This window comes from Simplicispira sp. GW247-4R2A, from assembly GCF_059424465.1.
In genome coordinates, this window is the sequence record NZ_JBWKZM010000003.1 from 42,517 (window position 1) to 64,659 (window position 22,143).

The 22,143-nt window shown below is 56.9% G+C and carries 29 protein-coding genes and 1 tRNA gene; 19 read left to right on the top strand and 11 right to left on the bottom strand.

The genetic code is table 11. The features are described from left to right. Positions 1-2 precede the first annotated feature (2 nt). The 18 genes from AC07ZH_RS03160 (at position 3) to AC07ZH_RS03245 (ending at position 13,447) form a co-directional block, all read left to right on the top strand. Positions 3-1,562: a hypothetical protein gene (locus tag AC07ZH_RS03160; protein ID WP_495198527.1), complete on the top strand. Its 1,560-nt coding sequence runs from the start codon at positions 3-5 to the stop codon at positions 1,560-1,562. Between the two features lies 1 nt (position 1,563). Then, the gene (locus AC07ZH_RS03165; RefSeq protein WP_495198528.1) at positions 1,564-1,863 is read left to right on the top strand and encodes a DUF2523 domain-containing protein; all 300 of its coding nucleotides are present in this window, start codon (positions 1,564-1,566) and stop codon (positions 1,861-1,863) included. Beyond that, positions 1,863-3,053 carry a zonular occludens toxin domain-containing protein gene (locus AC07ZH_RS03170; protein ID WP_495198529.1) on the top strand — a complete coding sequence of 397 codons (1,191 nt, stop codon included), beginning with the start codon at positions 1,863-1,865 and terminating at the stop codon, positions 3,051-3,053. Before AC07ZH_RS03165 ends, AC07ZH_RS03170 begins: the two co-directional genes overlap by 1 nt. 412 nt (positions 3,054-3,465) lie before the next feature. Beyond that, positions 3,466-3,906: a hypothetical protein gene (locus tag AC07ZH_RS03175; RefSeq protein ID WP_495198530.1), complete on the top strand. Its 441-nt coding sequence runs from the start codon at positions 3,466-3,468 to the stop codon at positions 3,904-3,906. Continuing rightward, complete coding sequence (locus AC07ZH_RS03180; RefSeq protein ID WP_495198531.1) at positions 3,903-4,496, top strand: recombinase family protein; 594 nt, start codon at positions 3,903-3,905, stop codon at positions 4,494-4,496. The genes AC07ZH_RS03175 and AC07ZH_RS03180 overlap by 4 nt, the downstream gene beginning before the upstream one ends. Positions 4,497-4,866: 370 nt before the next feature. After that, positions 4,867-5,169 carry a hypothetical protein gene (locus AC07ZH_RS03185; protein ID WP_495198521.1) on the top strand — a complete coding sequence of 101 codons (303 nt, stop codon included), beginning with the start codon at positions 4,867-4,869 and terminating at the stop codon, positions 5,167-5,169. Between the two features lie 382 nt (positions 5,170-5,551). Further along, on the top strand, positions 5,552-6,682 hold the full coding sequence (locus AC07ZH_RS03190) for a replication initiation factor domain-containing protein (RefSeq protein ID WP_495198522.1): 1,131 nt from the start codon (positions 5,552-5,554) through the stop codon (positions 6,680-6,682). Positions 6,683-6,708: 26 nt separating this feature from the next. Further along, complete coding sequence (locus tag AC07ZH_RS03195; protein WP_495198523.1) at positions 6,709-7,023, top strand: hypothetical protein; 315 nt, start codon at positions 6,709-6,711, stop codon at positions 7,021-7,023. Beyond that, positions 7,023-7,262 carry a hypothetical protein gene (locus AC07ZH_RS03200; RefSeq protein ID WP_495198524.1) on the top strand — a complete coding sequence of 80 codons (240 nt, stop codon included), beginning with the start codon at positions 7,023-7,025 and terminating at the stop codon, positions 7,260-7,262. The genes AC07ZH_RS03195 and AC07ZH_RS03200 overlap by 1 nt, the downstream gene beginning before the upstream one ends. Next, positions 7,255-7,458: a hypothetical protein gene (locus AC07ZH_RS03205; protein WP_495198525.1), complete on the top strand. Its 204-nt coding sequence runs from the start codon at positions 7,255-7,257 to the stop codon at positions 7,456-7,458. Before AC07ZH_RS03200 ends, AC07ZH_RS03205 begins: the two co-directional genes overlap by 8 nt. A gap of 2 nt (positions 7,459-7,460) precedes the next feature. Beyond that, positions 7,461-7,688: a major capsid protein gene (locus AC07ZH_RS03210; RefSeq protein ID WP_495198526.1), complete on the top strand. Its 228-nt coding sequence runs from the start codon at positions 7,461-7,463 to the stop codon at positions 7,686-7,688. Between the two features lie 123 nt (positions 7,689-7,811). Then, entirely contained in the window at positions 7,812-9,371 is a 1,560-nt protein-coding gene (locus AC07ZH_RS03215; RefSeq protein WP_495198527.1) for a hypothetical protein, read from the top strand. Position 9,372: 1 nt separating this feature from the next. Further along, positions 9,373-9,672 (top strand): DUF2523 domain-containing protein, encoded by a 300-nt coding sequence (locus AC07ZH_RS03220; RefSeq protein WP_495198528.1) that lies wholly within the window; start codon positions 9,373-9,375, stop codon positions 9,670-9,672. Next, entirely contained in the window at positions 9,672-10,862 is a 1,191-nt protein-coding gene (locus tag AC07ZH_RS03225; RefSeq protein ID WP_495198529.1) for a zonular occludens toxin domain-containing protein, read from the top strand. The genes AC07ZH_RS03220 and AC07ZH_RS03225 overlap by 1 nt, the downstream gene beginning before the upstream one ends. A gap of 412 nt (positions 10,863-11,274) precedes the next feature. Next, a complete protein-coding gene (locus AC07ZH_RS03230) occupies positions 11,275-11,715 on the top strand; it encodes a hypothetical protein (protein WP_495198530.1) in 441 nt (146 codons plus the stop codon). Continuing rightward, positions 11,712-12,305 carry a recombinase family protein gene (locus AC07ZH_RS03235; RefSeq protein WP_495198532.1) on the top strand — a complete coding sequence of 198 codons (594 nt, stop codon included), beginning with the start codon at positions 11,712-11,714 and terminating at the stop codon, positions 12,303-12,305. Before AC07ZH_RS03230 ends, AC07ZH_RS03235 begins: the two co-directional genes overlap by 4 nt. A gap of 4 nt (positions 12,306-12,309) precedes the next feature. After that, positions 12,310-13,320 carry a heat-inducible transcriptional repressor HrcA gene (gene hrcA / locus AC07ZH_RS03240; protein WP_119109063.1) on the top strand — a complete coding sequence of 337 codons (1,011 nt, stop codon included), beginning with the start codon at positions 12,310-12,312 and terminating at the stop codon, positions 13,318-13,320. Between the two features lie 50 nt (positions 13,321-13,370). Next, positions 13,371-13,447 (top strand) — tRNA-Ile (locus tag AC07ZH_RS03245). 872 nt (positions 13,448-14,319) lie between these two features. Here the strand turns inward: AC07ZH_RS03245 and AC07ZH_RS03250 are convergent. From AC07ZH_RS03250 to AC07ZH_RS03300, 11 genes are all read right to left on the bottom strand, one after another. Next, complete coding sequence (locus AC07ZH_RS03250; RefSeq protein ID WP_495198533.1) at positions 14,320-14,490, bottom strand: hypothetical protein; 171 nt, start codon at positions 14,488-14,490, stop codon at positions 14,320-14,322. Further along, a complete protein-coding gene (locus tag AC07ZH_RS03255) occupies positions 14,477-14,689 on the bottom strand; it encodes a hypothetical protein (RefSeq protein ID WP_495198534.1) in 213 nt (70 codons plus the stop codon). The genes AC07ZH_RS03250 and AC07ZH_RS03255 overlap by 14 nt, the downstream gene beginning before the upstream one ends. Next, the gene (locus tag AC07ZH_RS03260; RefSeq protein ID WP_495198535.1) at positions 14,673-15,098 is read right to left on the bottom strand and encodes a DUF5681 domain-containing protein; all 426 of its coding nucleotides are present in this window, start codon (positions 15,096-15,098) and stop codon (positions 14,673-14,675) included. Before AC07ZH_RS03260 ends, AC07ZH_RS03255 begins: the two co-directional genes overlap by 17 nt. 21 nt (positions 15,099-15,119) lie before the next feature. After that, on the bottom strand, positions 15,120-15,548 hold the full coding sequence (locus AC07ZH_RS03265; protein ID WP_495198536.1) for a hypothetical protein: 429 nt from the start codon (positions 15,546-15,548) through the stop codon (positions 15,120-15,122). A 678-nt stretch (positions 15,549-16,226) separates the two neighbouring features. Beyond that, a complete protein-coding gene (locus AC07ZH_RS03270; protein WP_495198537.1) occupies positions 16,227-16,514 on the bottom strand; it encodes a hypothetical protein in 288 nt (95 codons plus the stop codon). A gap of 20 nt (positions 16,515-16,534) precedes the next feature. Then, positions 16,535-16,876: a hypothetical protein gene (locus AC07ZH_RS03275; RefSeq protein ID WP_495198538.1), complete on the bottom strand. Its 342-nt coding sequence runs from the start codon at positions 16,874-16,876 to the stop codon at positions 16,535-16,537. 79 nt (positions 16,877-16,955) lie between these two features. Continuing rightward, positions 16,956-17,210, bottom strand: a complete 255-nt coding sequence (locus tag AC07ZH_RS03280) for a hypothetical protein (protein ID WP_495198539.1) — start codon at positions 17,208-17,210, stop codon at positions 16,956-16,958. 177 nt (positions 17,211-17,387) lie between these two features. Further along, positions 17,388-18,560, bottom strand: coding sequence for a hypothetical protein (locus tag AC07ZH_RS03285; RefSeq protein WP_495198540.1), 1,173 nt, complete (start codon positions 18,558-18,560; stop codon positions 17,388-17,390). A 104-nt stretch (positions 18,561-18,664) separates the two neighbouring features. Next, positions 18,665-18,949: a helix-turn-helix domain-containing protein gene (locus AC07ZH_RS03290; RefSeq protein ID WP_495198541.1), complete on the bottom strand. Its 285-nt coding sequence runs from the start codon at positions 18,947-18,949 to the stop codon at positions 18,665-18,667. Then, positions 18,946-19,299: a type II toxin-antitoxin system RelE/ParE family toxin gene (locus tag AC07ZH_RS03295; RefSeq protein ID WP_495198542.1), complete on the bottom strand. Its 354-nt coding sequence runs from the start codon at positions 19,297-19,299 to the stop codon at positions 18,946-18,948. Before AC07ZH_RS03295 ends, AC07ZH_RS03290 begins: the two co-directional genes overlap by 4 nt. 43 nt (positions 19,300-19,342) lie before the next feature. Continuing rightward, complete coding sequence (locus AC07ZH_RS03300) at positions 19,343-20,686, bottom strand: tyrosine-type recombinase/integrase (RefSeq protein ID WP_495198543.1); 1,344 nt, start codon at positions 20,684-20,686, stop codon at positions 19,343-19,345. Between the two features lie 424 nt (positions 20,687-21,110). Here AC07ZH_RS03300 and AC07ZH_RS03305 point away from each other — a divergent pair, with 424 nt between their 5' ends. Further along, positions 21,111-22,121 carry an aldo/keto reductase gene (locus AC07ZH_RS03305; RefSeq protein WP_495198544.1) on the top strand — a complete coding sequence of 337 codons (1,011 nt, stop codon included), beginning with the start codon at positions 21,111-21,113 and terminating at the stop codon, positions 22,119-22,121. Positions 22,122-22,143: the final 22 nt, after the last annotated feature.

The window sequence follows — 22,143 nt, forward strand, 5'->3', positions numbered from 1 at the left end:
GCGTGGCTCATATTCTCCGCCTGATTCTTCTTTCAGTCCTGGTTCTGCTTTCGGGCGTTGCACGGGCATATCCTGCTCCGGTCTGGTATTACACGCTTACGCCGCCCAGTGCCAATTACCCCACTAGTGAGGAAACCTGTAGGCAGCAGTTTGATTTCTTTAACACGTTGGGAGACGGTACATATTCGTTTTCGGGCGTGGGCGTTGATATGCACCCCCAGGGGGATTGCATTGGCACTAAAACGTTCGACGGGTCAACGAGTCCGGTTATTGGGAGTTATTACGGGCGGTATGTTTGCCCGCAGGCTAATAGTCAATTGGTTGGAACTGAGTGCGTTTGCAGTTCGGATTCGCTTGAGGAAGATGGACAATGCAAGCCGCGTGAGGAAGTTTGCGAGCCTGGATTTGAGAAAGTGAATGGTGTTTGTACGTTGAAACCTTGTGCGGCAAATGAGGTGCGTATTAATAATGTTTGTGTAAAAGAGCCTGATTGTCCTGCTGGTAAAGAGCGAGTGAACGGCGTTTGTAAAGAAACTGGCTGCGAGGCCGGTAAAGGCGTCGGTGAGATTAGTGGATTATCAGATAATGAGGTGAAATATTTTTGTTCTGGCGGTTGCCAAGCTAAAGTTAGATCATCTGTTTGTGTAAGTTGGGGTGGAAAAACAGATTGCAGCGGGTCTGGGTATCTTACCGGTGCGCGCTGTACCACGTCAGATTCTGCACCTCCTGCATCTAATCCGCCTCCTACTGATACACCTCCTGGCGATAATCCTGATTCGCCACCCGGTGATGGTGGTAATGGTGGGGATGGTCAGCCTGAAGGCCCTGGTACGGGCGGCGGGACTGGTGGTTCTGGGCCGGGCACGGGTGGAGATGGTAGCGGCGGCGGGTCTACTACGCCCCCGGATGTTACGCCGCCTAATACTGACCCTAGTACGCCTGGGCAACCGTCTGGAAGTGGGTTAGGTACGCCGTCTGCGCCTAAAGACCCTGATGCGGATGGAAAGTGTCCTGAGGGTTATCACAAGCAAGGTGCGGTTTGTATATCTGATCCGAAACCACCTGATGCGGATGGTAAATGCCCTTCTGGATTTGTGAAAATCGGGACAATATGTTATGCGGTTTATCAGTCGGGTGACCCTAATGGTACCGGTGATGGTGGTGACGATAGTGATAAACCGAGCTTCGGCGGCACATGTGAAGCCGGTTTTACGTGCAAGGGCGATGCCGTGCAATGCGCTATTGCTCAAGAGCAGCACAAAAGAGATTGCCAACTGTATGTACAGAAAACAGAAGAATCCAAATTGTATTATTTGGAGTCGGCGAAAATAGGGAATCGAACTCTTGATTTGCCGGGTAATGAGTCGATTGATTTAAATGGGCGTATTGATAGCGTTGATGCTCTTGGGGGTGGGTCTGGTGTTCATGACCTCAGTATTACGGTAATGGGTCAATCTGTCGTTTTGCCATTTTCGAATTTGAATAGTTCGTTGATGATGTTTGGGAATATTTTGGTCGTTGTGTCGTTTCTGCTGGCTTATAGAATAGTGGGGAGAGGTTGATATGCCTATTTTTATTGCGGCGCTCGGTGGCATGCTTATTAATGTTGCCGGAACTCTTGTTGGCCGTGTTTTGATTGCCCTAGGTATTGGGGTAGTTTCTTACACTGGTATCAATACATCGCTTGGCTGGATTAAAGCGCAGGCGATAGGCAGTTTTGGACTCCTTCCATCGGAAATGATGGCGATTGTCGGCATGATGAAAGTTGGAGTGTGTATTAGTATTGTTTCGAGTGCGATTACGGCGCGGCTTGTATTAAATGGATTGACTGGCGACACATTCAAAAAGTGGGTGATTAAGTAATGCTTTACCTTATTACGGGTGCCAATGGAGCAGGAAAGACCCTCAACACCCTCAAATGGGTGCGCGAAAGGTCTTTAAAGGAAAATCGGCCTGTATGCCATAACGGGCGATTTGAGCCGGTCCCAGGCGGCGAATTGTCTAGTTGGAAAACGGTCGATTTTGAAAAGTGGCAAGACGAACCGGACGGCACGATATTTGTTATTGACGAGTGTCACAATGATCTCCCACTGCGGCCACCAAGTGCGGTGCCTCCTGAGCATGTGCGCATGCTTGCTGAGCATCGGCGGCGTGGTTTTGACTTTTACCTTGTCACTCAGCACCCGCAAAACATTGATGCTTTCGTTAGGCGCCTGATTGGTGCTCCTGGCTGGCATCGGCACCTAAAACGCACTTTCGGTGCCGATCTTGTAAGCGTTTTGGAGTGGCCTGCGGTTAATCCGCAGTGCGAAAAAAACGGGGCTGGCAAGTCGGGGACCGTCACAATGCAGGCTTTCCCGAAAAACGTTTTTTCGTGGTATCGCTCTGCGAGTTTGCACACGGGAAAAAAGCGCGTCCCAAAAACAGTTTGGGCTTTGGCCGCATCAGTTGTCCTGATTCCGGCGCTGTTGTGGGGCGCATATCACAGCATGGCGAAGCGGTTGGAGCCGGGGCAGAAGCCTGAGGTTTCGTCGCCTGTCCCTGGCGTTCCTGGCGTGCCTGCGGCGCTGCAAGTGTCGGCGTCTGAGGAATCTTTAGCTGCATACGTGCAAGCTCGGGCGCCTCGCCTCGCCAGCTTGCCGCATACGGCTCCGATTTATGACGAAGTGACTAAACCTAAGTCGGCTCCTTACCCTGCTGCGTGCGTTCAAATGGGCAAGGTCTGCAAGTGCTACAGCCAGCAGGCGACCATCCTTAACGTCGATTTTTCAGTGTGCGTTCAGATTGTGCAGCGTGGGTTTTTCGTTGATTGGCAAGACGATCACCAGGTGCGTGATGCGCGTGATGTGCCTGATCGTGTCGTGGCGTCTGCCGATGATCCTGGCCAGGGTCATTTGCGTACGGTGCCAGCGCCTGAGCCGGTGCAACATCAGGCGGGAGAAGTGGCCTTGCGTGATGTGCCAAGGGTGGTTCGTCGGGGCACGCGTAGTGAGTGGGTTGAACAGCTTGCTGCGCGCAATGCTTCTGTGCATTCGGTGACTGAAAAACAATAAAGTGCAATAGGTGTTTAAACCTATTGACAAAAAAATAAATACAGAAAAATGCAAAAAAAGATTGACAAATAAAAAGTCAATAGAATTTAGAATTTATTTTGTGTTTTTTGTTTCGCCACCTCGGCGCCTTTGTTCGCGTTTTGGGGTATGGGGCATCGCCCCATGTTCAACCTGTCACGCGCCACGTTCCCCACGTCAAGGGGCACCATGTAACCAGCGCGCCTGCCTTTGCTTCCTGCTGCACTTGATTCATTACCGCTTTGTCGTTGCCGTCGAACATGCTCCGGCCAATGCCGCGAAGCGCTGCGCTTGAACTTCAGCCGGCCTTTGCTCGCCGCCATAAAAAACCGGTATTCATGGCCTCCGCTGCGTTCCTGGTGTGACAATTCCTCACGAATTGAGAGGCGAGAAAATGACCATGGAACGAAACAGATTCCCTCGTGAAGATACCTTTTTTGCCGACATAGGCAATATTGCCGCAGGCGTTTTCATCGGTGCCCTGGCCGCAATGTTTGCCTATGAGGGTGTGTCGGCTCTTCGCGCTGAGTACGCGCTGAATCAGCTTGCGCAGCAGGCACAGCAGGCCATGCGTGCTGATCGTGAACGTGTGAGAGTCGAGCAGGAAAACAGGGCTGTGCAGCAGCAGCAACAGCAGGCCCGGGCCCAGGCATTGCAGGATGCCCGCGATTTTGCCCAGACCCTGCAACGGGACCGCGAACAGCGCCGCGTGAATGCTTGGGCCGACTACTACCATCCGTCGCCGCCTTGCTTGGTCGATTCGGCCACCATGGCCTGTGCGAACGCGTACATGGCCGCCCGTAAACGCTTTGATGCACAGTACAAAGATCGGTGACCATCTTCGGTTACGCGCGTGTCTCCACGACTGAACAGAACACTGCTGCGCAGCTTGCCGCGTTCAAGCGTGCGGGCGTTGAAATAATCGTTGAGGAAAAACGCTCGGCCATAAAAGACCGACCACAGCTTGACGCGTTGCTATTGAAAATGCAGCGCGGCGATACGCTGACGGTCTACAAACTAGACCGGCTTGCGCGCTCCGTTGCGCATTTCGTCAAGGTCTTTGATCTGCTGCGCTCCAAGGGCTGCGGCTTCCGCTCGCTCACTGAATCCATCGAAACTGAGACGCCCCAAGGCCGCATGTTCCTGCACATGCTCAGTGCCTTCGCTGAGTTTGAACGCGAGCTAATCCGCGAAAGGTGCCACGCCGGGCAAGTGGCTGCGCGGGCGGCTGGAAAAACATGGGGGAGAAAACGAGCGCTGGATGATGAAACTACAGCGCAAATCGTGGCTGCGTGGCGCTCGGGCTGGTATGACCAGCGAACGCTGGCCGAAATGGCGGGCTGCTCAGTATCCTGCCTGCGGGACCATATACACCGGCATGAGGGTCGGGGCCGATGGTCCAAGAAACTTACGCCAGTAAGCTGATGTGATCTTTGCGATCTTGCCCAACATTCGTGTTTTGCATGCGCTGTCTCGTTCGGATTCAAGCGCTGCCAGGACTATCCAATTCTTCACGTCCTGGCCCAATTCTTCGGCCAGTGCTCCCGCAATAGCGGGGCTTATGTGGCCGCGCATTCTTGCGTTGTGGAGTGCGTTTCGATTTAGCTTCAGCTTCTCATGCCAGTAGGGTGCGGGCTGTGTCGCGAGGGCCGCATCTAGCAGATTCATCGTGTTTTGCATAGAGCCTCCGTTAGGTGTTGGAAAAGTGCAATCATTGTGATTGCACATTGCAATCAACACGGGTGCAGTGTAGTCTCCGCTTCGCAATCAATGTGATTGCGTCACAGGAGCCGGCATGCACCCCCATTCAAACCCCGTTTTCCCTCTCAATGATGGCAGCACCGGGAACGAAATTAGCAAAGGTCGGCCAGCGAAGCATGCCAGCGCAGCCGCTCGCAAGGCTGCATATCGCGCTGTAAAAGCGCGGGTTGATTACACCGACAAGCCGGAAATTGTCGAGAAGCTCCGCGAGACTGCGGCGCATCTTGATTGCAGCGTGAATGAGCTTCTTCAATCGATGGTGCGTTTTGCGGAAACCAATCGGAACTGGAAGCAAGTTGGCTTGTATGGCTCGCGTCGTGGTGGGGTGCTGCAATGAGCTTCGTTTCCCGCCAATACATCGATTGCACCCCCCAGGCGCACCAAAGCGCGGCGGACAGCTTGCCGGCTTCATCTGCCCGCGCGCCTGGGCGGTGCACCAATCGCGGCGCTTGGCTCCACATCGCCGCCTTCCTTGATCGTTTCCCCACGCGGCCACTTGAATTTCATGCTCGGGCAGTTGGCCTTCTCGCTGGCACCGCAGACGCCGCGCACGGGGAGCGGAGCGCGGGCGCGGCGGCGGCGGGGCTGTCGAGCATCCCCGATGGTAATCACGGGGATAACAGGATTTCGTCATGACCCGCGCCGCTCGCTCAACCCTTGTCCTGGATGGTTCGGAAGTCAAGGCCCGATTGTTGGCTGAACGCATGGCGTCCAAGTCGGTGGTGCATGTCGATTGGGTCCGCTTCACCTGCCTGCTGCGCAATGTGCCTGCGCCTTCTGTTGATGATCTGTTCCCCTCGGCGCCTCCTGGTGGCGGTCGTTGGGCGCCCAACATTTGGGATGACCGGGCTATTGAAGTTCGCCGCATCCTGGCGGGCCTTCCTGACGCCGATTTCAGCGCGTCAGCGCAAGCCAAAGACCTTGCATTTGCTGTCGCCCAGGCGCTCGGCGATGACTACACCGTTGCCCCTGAAATTCGCAAGGGCCATGACTTCTACCGTTTCCGCTGGAGTATTGAGCGCAACGGCGTCGAGTGCGGTTGGGTGGGCTACCTGTCGAGCGGCGAGAGTCCACGCCAGCAGGCGCAAAGCAGAACCATCCATTGCAATCTCTACGGTGCAGCCTGCACTTTCGCTGCAAGCGGTTGGAACACCCGTCTTGCCGATTTGATTGAAGAGTACGGCGGCGACATGACCCGCTGCGACCTCGCGCTTGATTTTTTCGATGGTGTTCCTGGCCTGCCCGACTACCTCTCGTCGCTGGTCGGCGACTACAAAGCCGGCCTGTGTGATTCGGGCGGAAAACGTCTCAAGTGCAACATGCTCGGCGACTGGGCTAATGGCCATGAGCGCTCGTTTTACCTTGGGAGCAAAGAAGCCGGAAAACAGACGAACGTCTACGAGAAAGGCGATCAGCTTTTCGGTGTCGAAGCTGCATCGGCATGGATTCGTGCAGAGCTTCGTTATGGCAACAAGCTGCGCGAGCTCTCGCCGGAAATGCTGCGCCGTCCTGCCGATTTTTTCGCGGGTGCGAGCGACTGGCATGCGTCCCTGATTCGCATGGCTGACGCCATCGTCACGCCTGAACCTGTCAAGACGGCGGGCCGTCTCGCTGCCGAAACCGTAGAGGCGGAAGTTACCCGCAATGTGCGTTGGTTCCGCGATGTCGCTGCACCCACTGCGGCGGCTGCAATCGAGTTCCTGGGTCTGGATGAACTGTGCGCCATGGTCAGCAATGTGAAGCTGCCCGGTCGCCTTCAGCGCTTCACATTGCCTGAGCTTCGGCGCGCTTTCCAGCCCGCTTTTGAACGTGTTTCCCTGGTCTGCGACGCTGGCCCCGTTGCTGCCTGACCTCAATCTTGGCCATAGGAAAAATCATGCGTATCCCCATGCAAGTTGTCGTTCACGGCATCAAAGAATCTGTCGGCACGTTCGAAGGCAAAGCCTTCTCAAGCACCACGTTTCACTGTGAGGTTGATCTGAAGGAAAACGGTGCAGGCCGCTCGCTCGGTCGTGTTACCCGCCCCTTCAAGATTGGTGACGCAAAGGAATTCGAAAAGTGGCTGGGCCTGTCGCAGTCCTTCCCGATTCAGGCCAATGCGGTCTTTGAAATGGAGGCCACGCGCGACGACGGCACCAAGCTGACCCTGGTTGAAATTACACCCGTTGCACGGGCCGCCAAGGCTGCGTAATGCGTCTCTTGGTCCAGTCCCAAGCAACGGGCCGCTTTTTGGCTCCCTCGCTCTCTGACGGTCAGCCCGAATGGGTTGCCAGTCTGCGCGAAGCGGGCGGCGGCGTCGTGTTCGATGTTGATGCAGCGCATCAGCTTGTTCTCGATTGCTGCGAACCCGAAGACCGTCCGGTGCTGGTGGACCTGGATCGGCTCGGCACCGCTGCCGATTACCCGCCTGGGGAAGATTCCCATGGCTGACTCGGTAATTGAATGCTCTACGGCCTGCACTGTCACGGTCGTACACGAATTAAGTCTCCCTCCGCTGCAATTGGAAACAGCGGACGGTGCATTAATCGCAAGCGCCATCCTTGCGATTTGGGCTATTGGTTGGGCATTTCGCATGCTCATTCGCACGCTCAATACTTCCGATGGAAATCAAAACCTGGAGAATTGAAAATGAAGATGAATCGTTTTGCTGGCCTGCGCACTGCTGTGCAAACCCTTGCCGTCGCTGCTGGCGGTCTGTTGATGGCTGCGAGCTCGCATGCTGCCGCCATCGATGTGACGTCTGTCGTGACGGATATCGAGGCGCAAGCTACTCCCATCGGCCTTGTCGGTTCGGCTGTGCTGGTGATTTACGGCGCCGTCAAGGCGTTCAAGTGGGTGCGCGGCGCCCTGTCCTAAGCCCTGACGGTTTGAGGTTCCCCACTCGGCCGGGTGGGGGCTTTGCCAAAGCGTCAATGTCTGGCGCTTCGTCAAGGGTAGGACCATGGGCCTTTTTGTCATCATCGCAATAGTGGGGGCGGCGTGGCTCATATTCTCCGCCTGATTCTTCTTTCAGTCCTGGTTCTGCTTTCGGGCGTTGCACGGGCATATCCTGCTCCGGTCTGGTATTACACGCTTACGCCGCCCAGTGCCAATTACCCCACTAGTGAGGAAACCTGTAGGCAGCAGTTTGATTTCTTTAACACGTTGGGAGACGGTACATATTCGTTTTCGGGCGTGGGCGTTGATATGCACCCCCAGGGGGATTGCATTGGCACTAAAACGTTCGACGGGTCAACGAGTCCGGTTATTGGGAGTTATTACGGGCGGTATGTTTGCCCGCAGGCTAATAGTCAATTGGTTGGAACTGAGTGCGTTTGCAGTTCGGATTCGCTTGAGGAAGATGGACAATGCAAGCCGCGTGAGGAAGTTTGCGAGCCTGGATTTGAGAAAGTGAATGGTGTTTGTACGTTGAAACCTTGTGCGGCAAATGAGGTGCGTATTAATAATGTTTGTGTAAAAGAGCCTGATTGTCCTGCTGGTAAAGAGCGAGTGAACGGCGTTTGTAAAGAAACTGGCTGCGAGGCCGGTAAAGGCGTCGGTGAGATTAGTGGATTATCAGATAATGAGGTGAAATATTTTTGTTCTGGCGGTTGCCAAGCTAAAGTTAGATCATCTGTTTGTGTAAGTTGGGGTGGAAAAACAGATTGCAGCGGGTCTGGGTATCTTACCGGTGCGCGCTGTACCACGTCAGATTCTGCACCTCCTGCATCTAATCCGCCTCCTACTGATACACCTCCTGGCGATAATCCTGATTCGCCACCCGGTGATGGTGGTAATGGTGGGGATGGTCAGCCTGAAGGCCCTGGTACGGGCGGCGGGACTGGTGGTTCTGGGCCGGGCACGGGTGGAGATGGTAGCGGCGGCGGGTCTACTACGCCCCCGGATGTTACGCCGCCTAATACTGACCCTAGTACGCCTGGGCAACCGTCTGGAAGTGGGTTAGGTACGCCGTCTGCGCCTAAAGACCCTGATGCGGATGGAAAGTGTCCTGAGGGTTATCACAAGCAAGGTGCGGTTTGTATATCTGATCCGAAACCACCTGATGCGGATGGTAAATGCCCTTCTGGATTTGTGAAAATCGGGACAATATGTTATGCGGTTTATCAGTCGGGTGACCCTAATGGTACCGGTGATGGTGGTGACGATAGTGATAAACCGAGCTTCGGCGGCACATGTGAAGCCGGTTTTACGTGCAAGGGCGATGCCGTGCAATGCGCTATTGCTCAAGAGCAGCACAAAAGAGATTGCCAACTGTATGTACAGAAAACAGAAGAATCCAAATTGTATTATTTGGAGTCGGCGAAAATAGGGAATCGAACTCTTGATTTGCCGGGTAATGAGTCGATTGATTTAAATGGGCGTATTGATAGCGTTGATGCTCTTGGGGGTGGGTCTGGTGTTCATGACCTCAGTATTACGGTAATGGGTCAATCTGTCGTTTTGCCATTTTCGAATTTGAATAGTTCGTTGATGATGTTTGGGAATATTTTGGTCGTTGTGTCGTTTCTGCTGGCTTATAGAATAGTGGGGAGAGGTTGATATGCCTATTTTTATTGCGGCGCTCGGTGGCATGCTTATTAATGTTGCCGGAACTCTTGTTGGCCGTGTTTTGATTGCCCTAGGTATTGGGGTAGTTTCTTACACTGGTATCAATACATCGCTTGGCTGGATTAAAGCGCAGGCGATAGGCAGTTTTGGACTCCTTCCATCGGAAATGATGGCGATTGTCGGCATGATGAAAGTTGGAGTGTGTATTAGTATTGTTTCGAGTGCGATTACGGCGCGGCTTGTATTAAATGGATTGACTGGCGACACATTCAAAAAGTGGGTGATTAAGTAATGCTTTACCTTATTACGGGTGCCAATGGAGCAGGAAAGACCCTCAACACCCTCAAATGGGTGCGCGAAAGGTCTTTAAAGGAAAATCGGCCTGTATGCCATAACGGGCGATTTGAGCCGGTCCCAGGCGGCGAATTGTCTAGTTGGAAAACGGTCGATTTTGAAAAGTGGCAAGACGAACCGGACGGCACGATATTTGTTATTGACGAGTGTCACAATGATCTCCCACTGCGGCCACCAAGTGCGGTGCCTCCTGAGCATGTGCGCATGCTTGCTGAGCATCGGCGGCGTGGTTTTGACTTTTACCTTGTCACTCAGCACCCGCAAAACATTGATGCTTTCGTTAGGCGCCTGATTGGTGCTCCTGGCTGGCATCGGCACCTAAAACGCACTTTCGGTGCCGATCTTGTAAGCGTTTTGGAGTGGCCTGCGGTTAATCCGCAGTGCGAAAAAAACGGGGCTGGCAAGTCGGGGACCGTCACAATGCAGGCTTTCCCGAAAAACGTTTTTTCGTGGTATCGCTCTGCGAGTTTGCACACGGGAAAAAAGCGCGTCCCAAAAACAGTTTGGGCTTTGGCCGCATCAGTTGTCCTGATTCCGGCGCTGTTGTGGGGCGCATATCACAGCATGGCGAAGCGGTTGGAGCCGGGGCAGAAGCCTGAGGTTTCGTCGCCTGTCCCTGGCGTTCCTGGCGTGCCTGCGGCGCTGCAAGTGTCGGCGTCTGAGGAATCTTTAGCTGCATACGTGCAAGCTCGGGCGCCTCGCCTCGCCAGCTTGCCGCATACGGCTCCGATTTATGACGAAGTGACTAAACCTAAGTCGGCTCCTTACCCTGCTGCGTGCGTTCAAATGGGCAAGGTCTGCAAGTGCTACAGCCAGCAGGCGACCATCCTTAACGTCGATTTTTCAGTGTGCGTTCAGATTGTGCAGCGTGGGTTTTTCGTTGATTGGCAAGACGATCACCAGGTGCGTGATGCGCGTGATGTGCCTGATCGTGTCGTGGCGTCTGCCGATGATCCTGGCCAGGGTCATTTGCGTACGGTGCCAGCGCCTGAGCCGGTGCAACATCAGGCGGGAGAAGTGGCCTTGCGTGATGTGCCAAGGGTGGTTCGTCGGGGCACGCGTAGTGAGTGGGTTGAACAGCTTGCTGCGCGCAATGCTTCTGTGCATTCGGTGACTGAAAAACAATAAAGTGCAATAGGTGTTTAAACCTATTGACAAAAAAATAAATACAGAAAAATGCAAAAAAAGATTGACAAATAAAAAGTCAATAGAATTTAGAATTTATTTTGTGTTTTTTGTTTCGCCACCTCGGCGCCTTTGTTCGCGTTTTGGGGTATGGGGCATCGCCCCATGTTCAACCTGTCACGCGCCACGTTCCCCACGTCAAGGGGCACCATGTAACCAGCGCGCCTGCCTTTGCTTCCTGCTGCACTTGATTCATTACCGCTTTGTCGTTGCCGTCGAACATGCTCCGGCCAATGCCGCGAAGCGCTGCGCTTGAACTTCAGCCGGCCTTTGCTCGCCGCCATAAAAAACCGGTATTCATGGCCTCCGCTGCGTTCCTGGTGTGACAATTCCTCACGAATTGAGAGGCGAGAAAATGACCATGGAACGAAACAGATTCCCTCGTGAAGATACCTTTTTTGCCGACATAGGCAATATTGCCGCAGGCGTTTTCATCGGTGCCCTGGCCGCAATGTTTGCCTATGAGGGTGTGTCGGCTCTTCGCGCTGAGTACGCGCTGAATCAGCTTGCGCAGCAGGCACAGCAGGCCATGCGTGCTGATCGTGAACGTGTGAGAGTCGAGCAGGAAAACAGGGCTGTGCAGCAGCAGCAACAGCAGGCCCGGGCCCAGGCATTGCAGGATGCCCGCGATTTTGCCCAGACCCTGCAACGGGACCGCGAACAGCGCCGCGTGAATGCTTGGGCCGACTACTACCATCCGTCGCCGCCTTGCTTGGTCGATTCGGCCACCATGGCCTGTGCGAACGCGTACATGGCCGCCCGTAAACGCTTTGATGCACAGTACAAAGATCGGTGACCATCTTCGGTTACGCGCGTGTCTCCACGACTGAACAGAACACTGCTGCGCAGCTTGCCGCGTTCAAGCGTGCGGGCGTTGAAATAATCGTTGAGGAAAAACGCTCGGCCATAAAAGACCGACCACAGCTTGACGCGTTGCTATTGAAAATGCAGCGCGGCGATACGCTGACGGTCTACAAACTAGACCGGCTTGCGCGCTCCGTTGCGCATTTCGTCAAGGTCTTTGATCTGCTGCGCTCCAAGGGCTGCGGCTTCCGCTCGCTCACTGAATCCATCGAAACTGAGACGCCCCAAGGCCGCATGTTCCTGCACATGCTCAGTGCCTTCGCTGAGTTTGAACGCGAGCTAATCCGCGAAAGGTGCCACGCCGGGCAAGTGGCTGCGCGGGCGGCTGGAAAAACATGGGGGAGAAAACGAGCGCTGGATGATGAAACTACAGCGCAAATCGTGGCTGCGTGGCGCTCGGGCTGGTATGACCAGCGAACGCTGGCCGAAATGGCGGGCTGCTCAGTATCCTGCCTGCGGGACCATATACACCGGCATGAGGGTCGGGGCCGATGGTCCAAGAAACTTACGCCAGTAAAATGATTGCATGCTGGATGCGCGCGCCAAGTTGTTGCTCAAAGCGCTGGTCGAGCGCTATATCGAGGATGGACAGCCTGTCGGCTCCAGGACGCTCTCGCGTGCCAGTGGCCTGGAACTCTCGCCCGCCACGATTCGCAACGTCATGGCAGATCTGGAAGAGTTGGGCCTGATCGCCAGCCCGCACACGTCGGCAGGGCGTATCCCGACCGCCAAAGGCTACCGTCTGTTCGTGGACACCATGCTCACCGTGCAGCGCGATCGCATCACCCCGCATTCGCTGGCGGCCGAGCAGCCTCAGAAGGTCATTGCCAACGCGGCCAATCTTCTCTCCAGCCTGTCGCAATTCGTTGGCGTGGTGATGGCTCCGCGCCGCGCGTCGGTATTCAGGCACATCGAGTTTCTTCGTTTGTCGGAGCGCCGCGTGCTGGTGATCCTCGTTTCGCCCGAGGGAGATGTGCAGAACCGGGTGATTTTTGTCCAGAGCGACCTGTCGCAAACGCAGCTCACCGAGGCGGCCAACTACCTCAACAGCCACTACAGCGGGCTGGCCATGGAGCAGGTCCGCGAGAGTCTCAAAACCGAGGTGGCAATGCTGCAAGGGGAAATCGCCGATCTCATGCAGGCGGCGGTGCAGGTTGGGGGAGGCGCTGATGCGCAAGACGAAGTCGTCATCTCCGGCGAACGCAACCTGCTGGCCGTCAGTGATTTTTCCAAGGACATGGGTAACTTGCGGCGCGCCTTTGACATGTTTGAACAAAAAACGCAATTGCTGCGTCTTCTTGATGTGTCCTCCCAGGCCGAGGGCGTGCGCATTTTTATTGGCGGGGAAAGCCAGGTGGTTCCGTTTGAAGAACTGTCGGTGGTGAGTGCACCCTACGAGGTGGATGGGCAAGTGGTGGGCACCCTGGGTGTTATTGGGCCGATGCGCATGCCCTACGACAAGATGATCCAGATTGTTGATATCACCTCACGCTTGGTCTCGAATGCGCTCAGCCATCGAACCGAGAACAAATTCTGAGCCCCTACAATCGCCGATTGGTTTCAGGCGGCTGATTGCCGCACGAACGGGGGCCGTTAGCTCAGTTGGTTAGAGCAGAGGACTCATAATCCTTTGGTCGTAGGTTCAAGTCCTACACGGCCTACCAATACAGATAAGGAAACCCCGCTATTTAAAAGATAGCGGGGTTTTGCTTTTTCCGGGTCATGTAGCCACCATGTAGCCAGCGGTACCGGTTTTTGTACCGTGTAGCCAGCATGTAGCCACCAGCACCAGCCTGAATTTCGGGGCTGTGTGCGTCAAATGGGATGACGGCCTGCCCATGCTGAAAAAAGGTTCCCATTTCGCGGGTGTGCGCGTGAAGGGAACCAGCGGTCCTGAGAAAAGGTCAGTCGTGGCTATGCAAGGGCCCCCGGTCCACTATCCTTTTTTCTGGACGTTTAGAAAAACAAAGGGTCCATGCGGTCCTGATTTCATTGAGCGCCAGGCATTTGATGCCCCTACCCCCGCAACTCGCAGGCGCGTGCGTGACTTGGAGCGCAAAGGGGGTCGCACTTTGGGGGGTACCTTCTTTCGCGCAGGCGCGTGCGTGATGTGGAGCCCGTCTGCGCAAAGTTGCTCTGACGGTCTACGCCTCGCAGGCGCGTACTGTGCGGCATGTCCCAAAGTGGGGTTCTCGACGATTACCGGCTGTAGTCGCTCAGGCGCTGGCAGCCTCGCCCCCAATTTTGGGGAGACGGCCTATCTGGCTGTAGTCGCTCAGGCCGTCAGTTTGGGCAGTTGGGGAAAAGCCGGAAAAGCCCCTGTCCAGGTGCGCGGAAATTGCGCCGGAATCGTTCGGCTATTGTTGCGACATGAGCCGGCCTAGTTCCCCTCTGTCACGGGGAGAATGTCGGTTTAGGTGTTGCGCTTTTCGTTCGGCTATTGCGTCGGAAACTGCGAACTTATCGGGCAACAAAAAGCCCCATTGAAGGGGTTTGCAAGGGGCTTGAGATGGCAATGGCCGGTCTGTTTAGGTGCTCATACGAAAAGCTCCACAGCATCGCGCCAGCGGTACACCTCACGGCCACCACGGCGCAGGCGTTCCAGTTCGTCGGCTGGCGTGTCGTCGGGCACTACCGTGGGCAGTGGCTTCGCATGGTTGTCTGTCGTGCCTTCCAGCGCCAGCAAGCGGCGTTCAAGCGTTGCCATGCTGCACCTCGCACAGTGCAGCCTGTTGCGCCTTAGCAGCGGCGGCCCATTCATCGGGTGGCATCGTTGCGCCGATATGCAGCCAGCCACCCCGCACCCCGGCGGCCTGGGCGGCCTCTACGCTGTCAAACGCGCATGGGCCATGGGTGCGGTGCTGGCGCTGTTCCAGTCGCGCCAGTCGGTCAATCAGTCGCATCATGGCGGCCCTCCAGTGCGGTAATGCGGCGCGCCAGTTCGTCAACTTCGGCCACACGCGCCAGCGTACCAATCGCGCCCAGCAGGGCAGCACCTTGCCCCGGCGCAAGCTCACCAGCGGCCACGGCAGCCAGCACAGCGCGGCCTTGGTCTGTCAGGGCCCCATCGGGCAGAGTTAGCGCCTGCGGCTGTTCTGCGGCCTTCAGCGGGGCAATGGCGCGCTCCAACAAAAGGCGGGCGGCGGCAGTGTCGCCTTCCAATGCCTGCGCCATAAGCTTTGACAGCAATTCAGGCACGCGGTCTGCAATGGCGGCGCGCAGCTTTGCCACTTCACCAGTGCCAGCCGGGCGGCCTTTTGGGTTTCCAGACTGTCCCGGCTTCCACGCAGCGGCGGGCGGTTTTCTTGTTGCCATCGGTGTTCCTTTTCTGCTCAATCAAAGCAATGAAGCCTGGGCGGCGGGTGCGCTGGTGCACTCTGCGGTGGCGGGCGTGGAGTCGGACTCCAATTCTTCAAACTCCGCACACCATTCGCCTGCCAGGTCTTGCAGCGCCTGTAACTGGGTCACTTCATAGCTCAGGTCGGCATGGGCGTGGTCGCTGTGCTTTGCCATCCAATCGGCCAGGGCGTCGATACGGTCGCGCAGGCCCACCATGCGTCGCTGCAAGGTGGCGATGGTCTTTGCGGCCTGGGTGTCGCTGGCAACGACTCTGAAGTGCTCGCACGCCGCGCGCAACTGCCACGGATGCACCAGCACGGTTTGCGGCTCCTCGATTCCGTCTTGCTGGGTCAACATGATGGCGGCGCCGTGTTCGTCTCGCACCCATTCCGCGCTCAGGTGGTGGTGCGTCAATTTGTTGGTCATGGTGCTGTCTTTCAGTGTGCGGTGACGTGCTGGCGATTCAGCAGGCCAGTGAAAAGGTGCGCGGGCTTTGCTGTCAGTCGCTTGTAGCTGCCTTGGTCCATACCCTGCCTGCAAACTGCAATAGATGGCATCTCTAGATGGTTTCCGTGAGACGGTGTAGGCAGGGTAGCGAAAACACGCCTGATAGCACCGTGAGACGGCGTAGGCGGCCTTGTCTCTACACCGTGAGACGGTGCAATAGGGGGGCTCTTTACACCGTGAGACGGTCTAAGGCTTGCGTTTTTGAGCGGCGAGTTTTGGCGGTACGCGCCGCGCTGGAATGATTCGGCTGCGCCCGCGTCGTAACCCGCCAGTCTGTCGAGTAGTTGCCATGTGACGGCGTACCAGCTCGCACGATTCGGTCGGTGCCCTTTGACGGTTTCATGAATGAAACCTGCCGCCAACAGCTCGCGCTTGGCTCGCGTAATCACGTCGGCGCTGCGCCATCCGCGTTCCAGTAGGTAGGCAGCAGAGAGCAGCAATCTCCCGTTGTTGTCTCGCACAAACTGCCGTGCCAGCTCGAAAAGCAAAGCACGCGCAGGATGGCTTAAACCGGCGTAGGCGGGGCAATCGAGCACTGACCAGGGCAAGGCCACAAACCCGCCTGCATCACGGCCTGAATTGCCTTTGTTGGCTCTGTTACGCCCGTTCGCCATTGCTGCCCCTCCGGCGCGTCCGATAGAGCAGGTCGCCTTTGATGATTGCGAGCAGGTCATGACGCTGGCGCGGTGCCATGGTCGGCAGTTCGGCCAGGAACTCGCGCTGCTCATCGTGCGGCAGTGCCTTAGCCAGCGTCTCGCAATGCTTCATTGCCAGCAGGCCCTCATGGGCGGCCATGACCAGTTCAGCACAGCCATAGCGATGCACAGCAACGGCTTGAAACAGCAGGCGGCGGGACACGCCCGTGCTGTCGGCCAGTTGCTGCATGGTGGGGTGCAATGGTGCACTCACGCCGCACCGCCATTCCCGCGCCTTGCCAGCCACGCGTAAACCATGCGGCGGCCTTTTTCGGTCAGGCTGTAAACACCAGGGCGGCATAGGCTGCCATCGCGGTCTGTGAACTTGATGCGCTCGCATGGCAGGTGGTCGTCACCCAAGCCACGGCGGCGCAGTTCGGCTATCAGTTCTGGCCCGTTGGAGCATCCGGCGATGCTGTCCAATTGCTCGCGCGGTAACGGGCGGCGCAGCAATGCGGCCAGGGCGCGCAAGTGACGCGGGTTGTCGGTGCCGGTAAACTCACACTTGTTCGGGGCGCTCGATACTGCTTTTGTGGTGCCGGGCGTTTTCATTTGGCAGCCCTCCCACGTCGAAACCAGCGGGACGGGGCAGCGCACCACAGCGCCAGCAGCAGGCGATTGATTGCGGCGGTCATGCTGCTACCCCCAGCACGCGGCGAATGCCAGCCACAGGCCAGGCAAGGCGGCCATTGATGCGCACCGGACGCAGGCCATCGGGGAACGATTCTGCGCAGGCCCAGCCCCTCAGAGTCTGCGGGCGGCGTAGCAGGTAATGCGCGGCCTGTTCGGTCGGCACCGTGGGGCGGTTGACCAGTTCCAGTGGTGGGAACTGTTGGGGCTCAGATACAGCGCGGCGGGTGTCTGCGCTGTGTTGGGTTGTTTGCATGTTTCGCCTTCCATTCCAGCGTCGCGGGCCTTGCGTTGTGCATGGCATCCGGGCTAGGAATGGGCGAATTGCAAATTTCCGGGGTTTGAATCCAGTCACCCCGGAATTACAAAAGCGTTATAAATCAATCGCTTACGCTCATTGCAATAGAAAAAAGCGGAATTAATTCCCGGGAATTCAATGCTTCTCAACGGCATCGTTGAACATCTCGTAATGCTCATTCCAATCGGTGCGCCAGGGCTGTAATACCGGGTTGTTTTTGAACTTTCTGTTCAGCGTTTCAAGCGTCTTTTGCTTCTCTGCGCCTTGTTTCCTGCTGTGTATCAGCCGCGCCAGCGTTGCCGGGCTCCATAGGCTTGTCGCGCCACCAACGGCCCCCAATGCAACCTGTGCTGGCTTTACCCATTTGGTGTCACTCAGTCGCTTCGGCCAATTTTCAGCGGTGAATGGCAGGCCATCAAAGATTGCTGCGACCTGTGCAGTTGTAATGCCCTCCACGGGTGCATTACTGGTGCTGTCCACCAAGGGCGCAGGCGTTGCGGTGTTCTGTTCTGGCGCGGTGTCAATCGGCAGCTTGGAGCCAAAATCCAGCAGCGCCAGCTCCCCGGCTTGTATCGCAGCGGCAAATAGCTTGCGCCACTGTGAATGTGCATCGGCTTGGACTAGCCACGCTGGGGACTCCTTAACGTAGTTGTCGAACTCTCCCCGCTCCACGCCTAACCCGGCAAACATGCGGGCTTGTAACGCTGGGTCGTTCGCCACGATGTCGCGGGCCTGTTCATGCGTCAGGCTCATTGCGTGCCGCTCGATAGCACACAGCAGGGTTTCAATGTGAACGAATTCATAACCATCTAACGGCGGCGTTGTTCGCAGGTGGAGCCGCTTGGACTTCGCCCATTCCAGTAGGTCGGGTACGTTCAATAGGTGGGTTTTGAATTCTCGGACTGATAGCCCGGAATCGAATAATGTTGTCGCTGGCGCTTGCTGTTGGGTCGTGCTCGTTACCAAATAAGGCATGAACCTATCAAGTTCGCTTACCAATACGCGCAGTTGGTCTCGTGTCCGTGTCACTTGCGGCGAATATCCTGTTTTCCCGTCCAGACTGATAGCACCGATTATTTTTGCTTGCCCATCGGTTTCTATTTCCAGTAGGTGTTTTGGCGGGACCACCAGCAGCCCTAGAACCTCATCGTTTTGGCCAGCGGTCAAATTTCGCATCAAGCTACTGAATGGTGCTGTAATCAATAGAACGCCATGCACCCCGGCGCGAAGCATGGCGGCAGGCTCAATCTGCAAGCCTGTTTTATGGCTCGCATATTCGGCGGCTTCGGATAGCGTCAGATAAGACATTGCACCCCTTCAAGTGCCTTTCATTGGGAGCCCCAGCCTGTCGGTGAAGGTTCCGACTTTTCGCCAGCGGTAATTAGTCGCAGGCTAGGCAGGGGCAAAAACGGTCAGGCAAGCGCTTGAATCACTGCCTGGGGATTGCGTTCAATGACGTTAAGCAGCACCAACGAAGGCCCGTGCGGCGTGCGGTCGCCGCGCTCCCAGTGGCGCAGCGTGGCAGTAGAAAAGCCAAAGCGGGCGGCGAATTGTTCTTGGGTCATGCCCACCTTGGCGCGCACGGCCTTCACATCCACTGCACGGGGGTAATGAATACGTACCTCGGTGGCCTCACCCTTGGCGTGGGCGATGGCTTCTTGCAGGCCCTGTTTGATGCTATCGAATGCGGTACTCATGATTTCCGTCCTTTCCAAATACCTACCAAGATGCCCACCAAGGAGGCCAGGTCGTTGCGTTCGGCCTTGGTCAGATTGGCCTTGTCCCCCTTGGCAAAGAGCGTCAGCAAATACAGCGGCATGCAAGCATCGTGGTAGTAATAAATGACGCGCACTCCGCCGCTTTTACCTTGGCTTCCTCGGCTCCAACGCATTTTGCGAACGCCACCTGTCCCTTCCATGATGTCCCCTGCCTCGGGGTGATTTGCCAAGTAAGCAATCAAGTCTTGGCGCTCCTGCGGGTCTAGCAGCTTGGTCGCTAAGCGGGCATAGCTGGGCAGTTCGGCAATGCCTTGCATGGGTTCGTACATGAGTGATTCTAATCCAACGGATTAGTTTTGTTTTTGAGCTTCGTCACGCCACTACGCGCAGGGCACCGGGCGCGGCCTGGGCGTCAAACGTCACCCCGGCCTGTCCCAGAATCCACGCCTCTATCTTTTCATGGTGCACGCGCAGCAGGTCCAACGGGCGAACGGTGTAGTGCTTCTCTGCCGTGGCACTGGGCTTGTGGCCCATGATTTGCGCCACCACACCGGCGGGTATTTCCAGCCACTCAGTCAGGCTCTTGAAGGAGCGGCGCAGGCCGTGCAAGGTCAGGCCGTCAACGGCGGCCACCTTGCACGCTTTGTCATGCGCATGGTTGGGCTCAGTAAGTGGCATGTTTTCGTTGCGACTACTGGCAAATACAAATTCATTGCGGCGGGGCAGGGCGGCAAGTAGGTTGTGAACGTAGGGCGTCAAGGGGATAACGCGCTCGCCCTCTACCTTGTCCCGGATGGTCAGGCCCCGCCATTGGGTGTTTAAGTCATACCAGCGCATCGCCAGCACTTCACCCGGCCTTGCACCAGTCAGCAGCAGCGTTTGCAGGTAAGCGGCCACGGTCGAATTGCCAATGCTGCGCACGGCGGCAAACCATGCGGGCAATTGCTCTTTCAGCAATGAATCGTCCTTTGCCTTAGCCTTGCCCAGCGCCTCGCGCGCCTTCTTTGTCTTGGCAGGGTTGGTGCTGCCCAGCACTGGGGCATATTCCGACTGTTCTGCGCACCAGCTTAAAAAGGCTTTCAGCAGTCGCCATGCCAGCCGGGCAGCGGTCGGGCGGGTCTGCGCCTCGCGTGCAGCCCATGCCTCGACAACGGGTGCCGTCAGGTCACGCAGGGGCAAAGCCAATAGCGGGTGCAATGGCCCGGCAATGGTCACGCCACGGCCACGGGTGCCACGGTTTGAAGTCTCGCCACCAGCACGGGCGAGGCGCTCATGGTCCTTGCGGTGCAACACTCCCCAGTGCGGCGCGCGCTCTGCAATGTACGCTGCCCACACCTCGCCCACGGTCACAGCGTGCGCGGCGGCGGCGGCCTTGTCGGCAGCTTGGGCGGCCTGTTGCTGGCGCTCTATCTCGCGTGGGTCTTGCCCGCCATCCAGCACCACTGCAAGGCGGCGCGCTTCGGTGCGGGCCTGTTCAATGCTCCACAGCTTCACGTCGCCAATGGTGCGGCGGATGGTTTGCCGGTTCAGCTTCGCTTCAAAGACAAACGACTTCGCACCAGCGGCAGTAACACGTACGCGCAGGCCAGGAGCTTCGCTGTCGCGCATGAATACCTGTTGCTTGCCATCGGGGCAGGCCAGACGCTCAATTGCCCCAGCGGTCAGGTTCACTCGTTCGGCAAGGTCTGGGGCTTCGCTTTTCTTCGGTCGTGCCATGCTGATTGCTCCGGTCGGCTTGGCTACACGGGGAAGTCATGTAGCCACCATGTAGCCACCATGTAGCCAAAAACCCCATATTTTGGTGAACATCAATCAACACTAAAGCTGTCCTTATATCCAGCTAATTTTGCTTAAAGTGTTGATTTATATGGATTCTACCAGCACCAATCAACACTGTGAAATATGGGCTTGGTGGGACTCATAATCCTTTGGTCGTAGGTTCAAGTCCTACACGGCCTACCAGTGTTCATGCGCCCCAGCGCCCGAAAGGGTCCTGGGGCGTTTCTACAATTGCGCCCAAGCTTCTACACGTCACTTTCAGCCTGCAACTGCAACCGATGGGCTGCGTCACACGGGTGCCGTACATCTCTTGATAGAGAAAGCCGCAGGTGTTCCTGCCGCAATCCGCTTACAGTTGGTCATGGAATACAAAAACCTCGGTAGCAGCAATCTCAAGGTATCCGCACTCTGCCTGGGTACGATGATGTTCGGTGACCAAACCGAGCAGGACGAGGCGCAGCGGATCGTCGCGCATGCACACGAGCATGGCGTCAACTTCCTCGATACCGCCGATGTGTACACCGCGGGCGCGTCAGAAGCGATGCTTGGGTCGCTGATCAAGGCCACCAGGCACGACTGGATATTGGCCACCAAGCTCGGCAACAAGATGTCAGAGCGGGTGAACGAGAGCCACTATTCCAGGGCCTGGATGCTGCGGGAGCTTGAGAGCAGCTTGCGGCGCCTGCAAACCGACCATATTGACATCTACTACCTGCACCGCGACTTTGCGGGCATGAACCTTGAAGAGCCCTTGCGGGCACTGGACGACATGATCCGCAGCGGCAAGGTGCGCTATTGGGGTATTTCCAATTTCCGTGGCTGGCGTATCGCCGAAATGGTGCATCTTGCGGCTCGCATCGGCATGCCTGGCCCGGTGGTCTGCCAGCCTTACTACAACTTGCTCAATCGGATGCCCGAGGTCGAAATTCTGGCTGCATGCGAGTACTACGGGATTGGCGTGGTGCCTTACAGCCCGATTGCCCGCGGCGTGTTGACGGGCAAATACGCACCAGGAGCAGCTCCTGAACAGGGCACACGCGCGGGTCGGGGCGACCGGCGCATGCGGGAAACCGAGTTTCGCGAGGAATCCCTCGCCATTGCACAGAAACTCAAGGCGCATGCGTCTGCCAAGGGGGTATCGCTGGCGCAATTTGCGACTGCCTGGGTGCTTGCCAACCGCAGTGTGAGCGCAGTGATTGCCGGGCCGCGCACCCTGGCGCAATGGACGGGTTACTTCCCCGCGCTCGACTACGTGGTCGATGCCGAGGATGAGGCGCTCGTGGATGCGCTGGTGGCGCCGGGGCACCCTTCGACGCCCGGATTTACCGACCCGGCTTATCCGCTGACGGGCCGCCGCGCGCCCGCCGCCTGACGCAAGCCATTCGGGTGGCGCC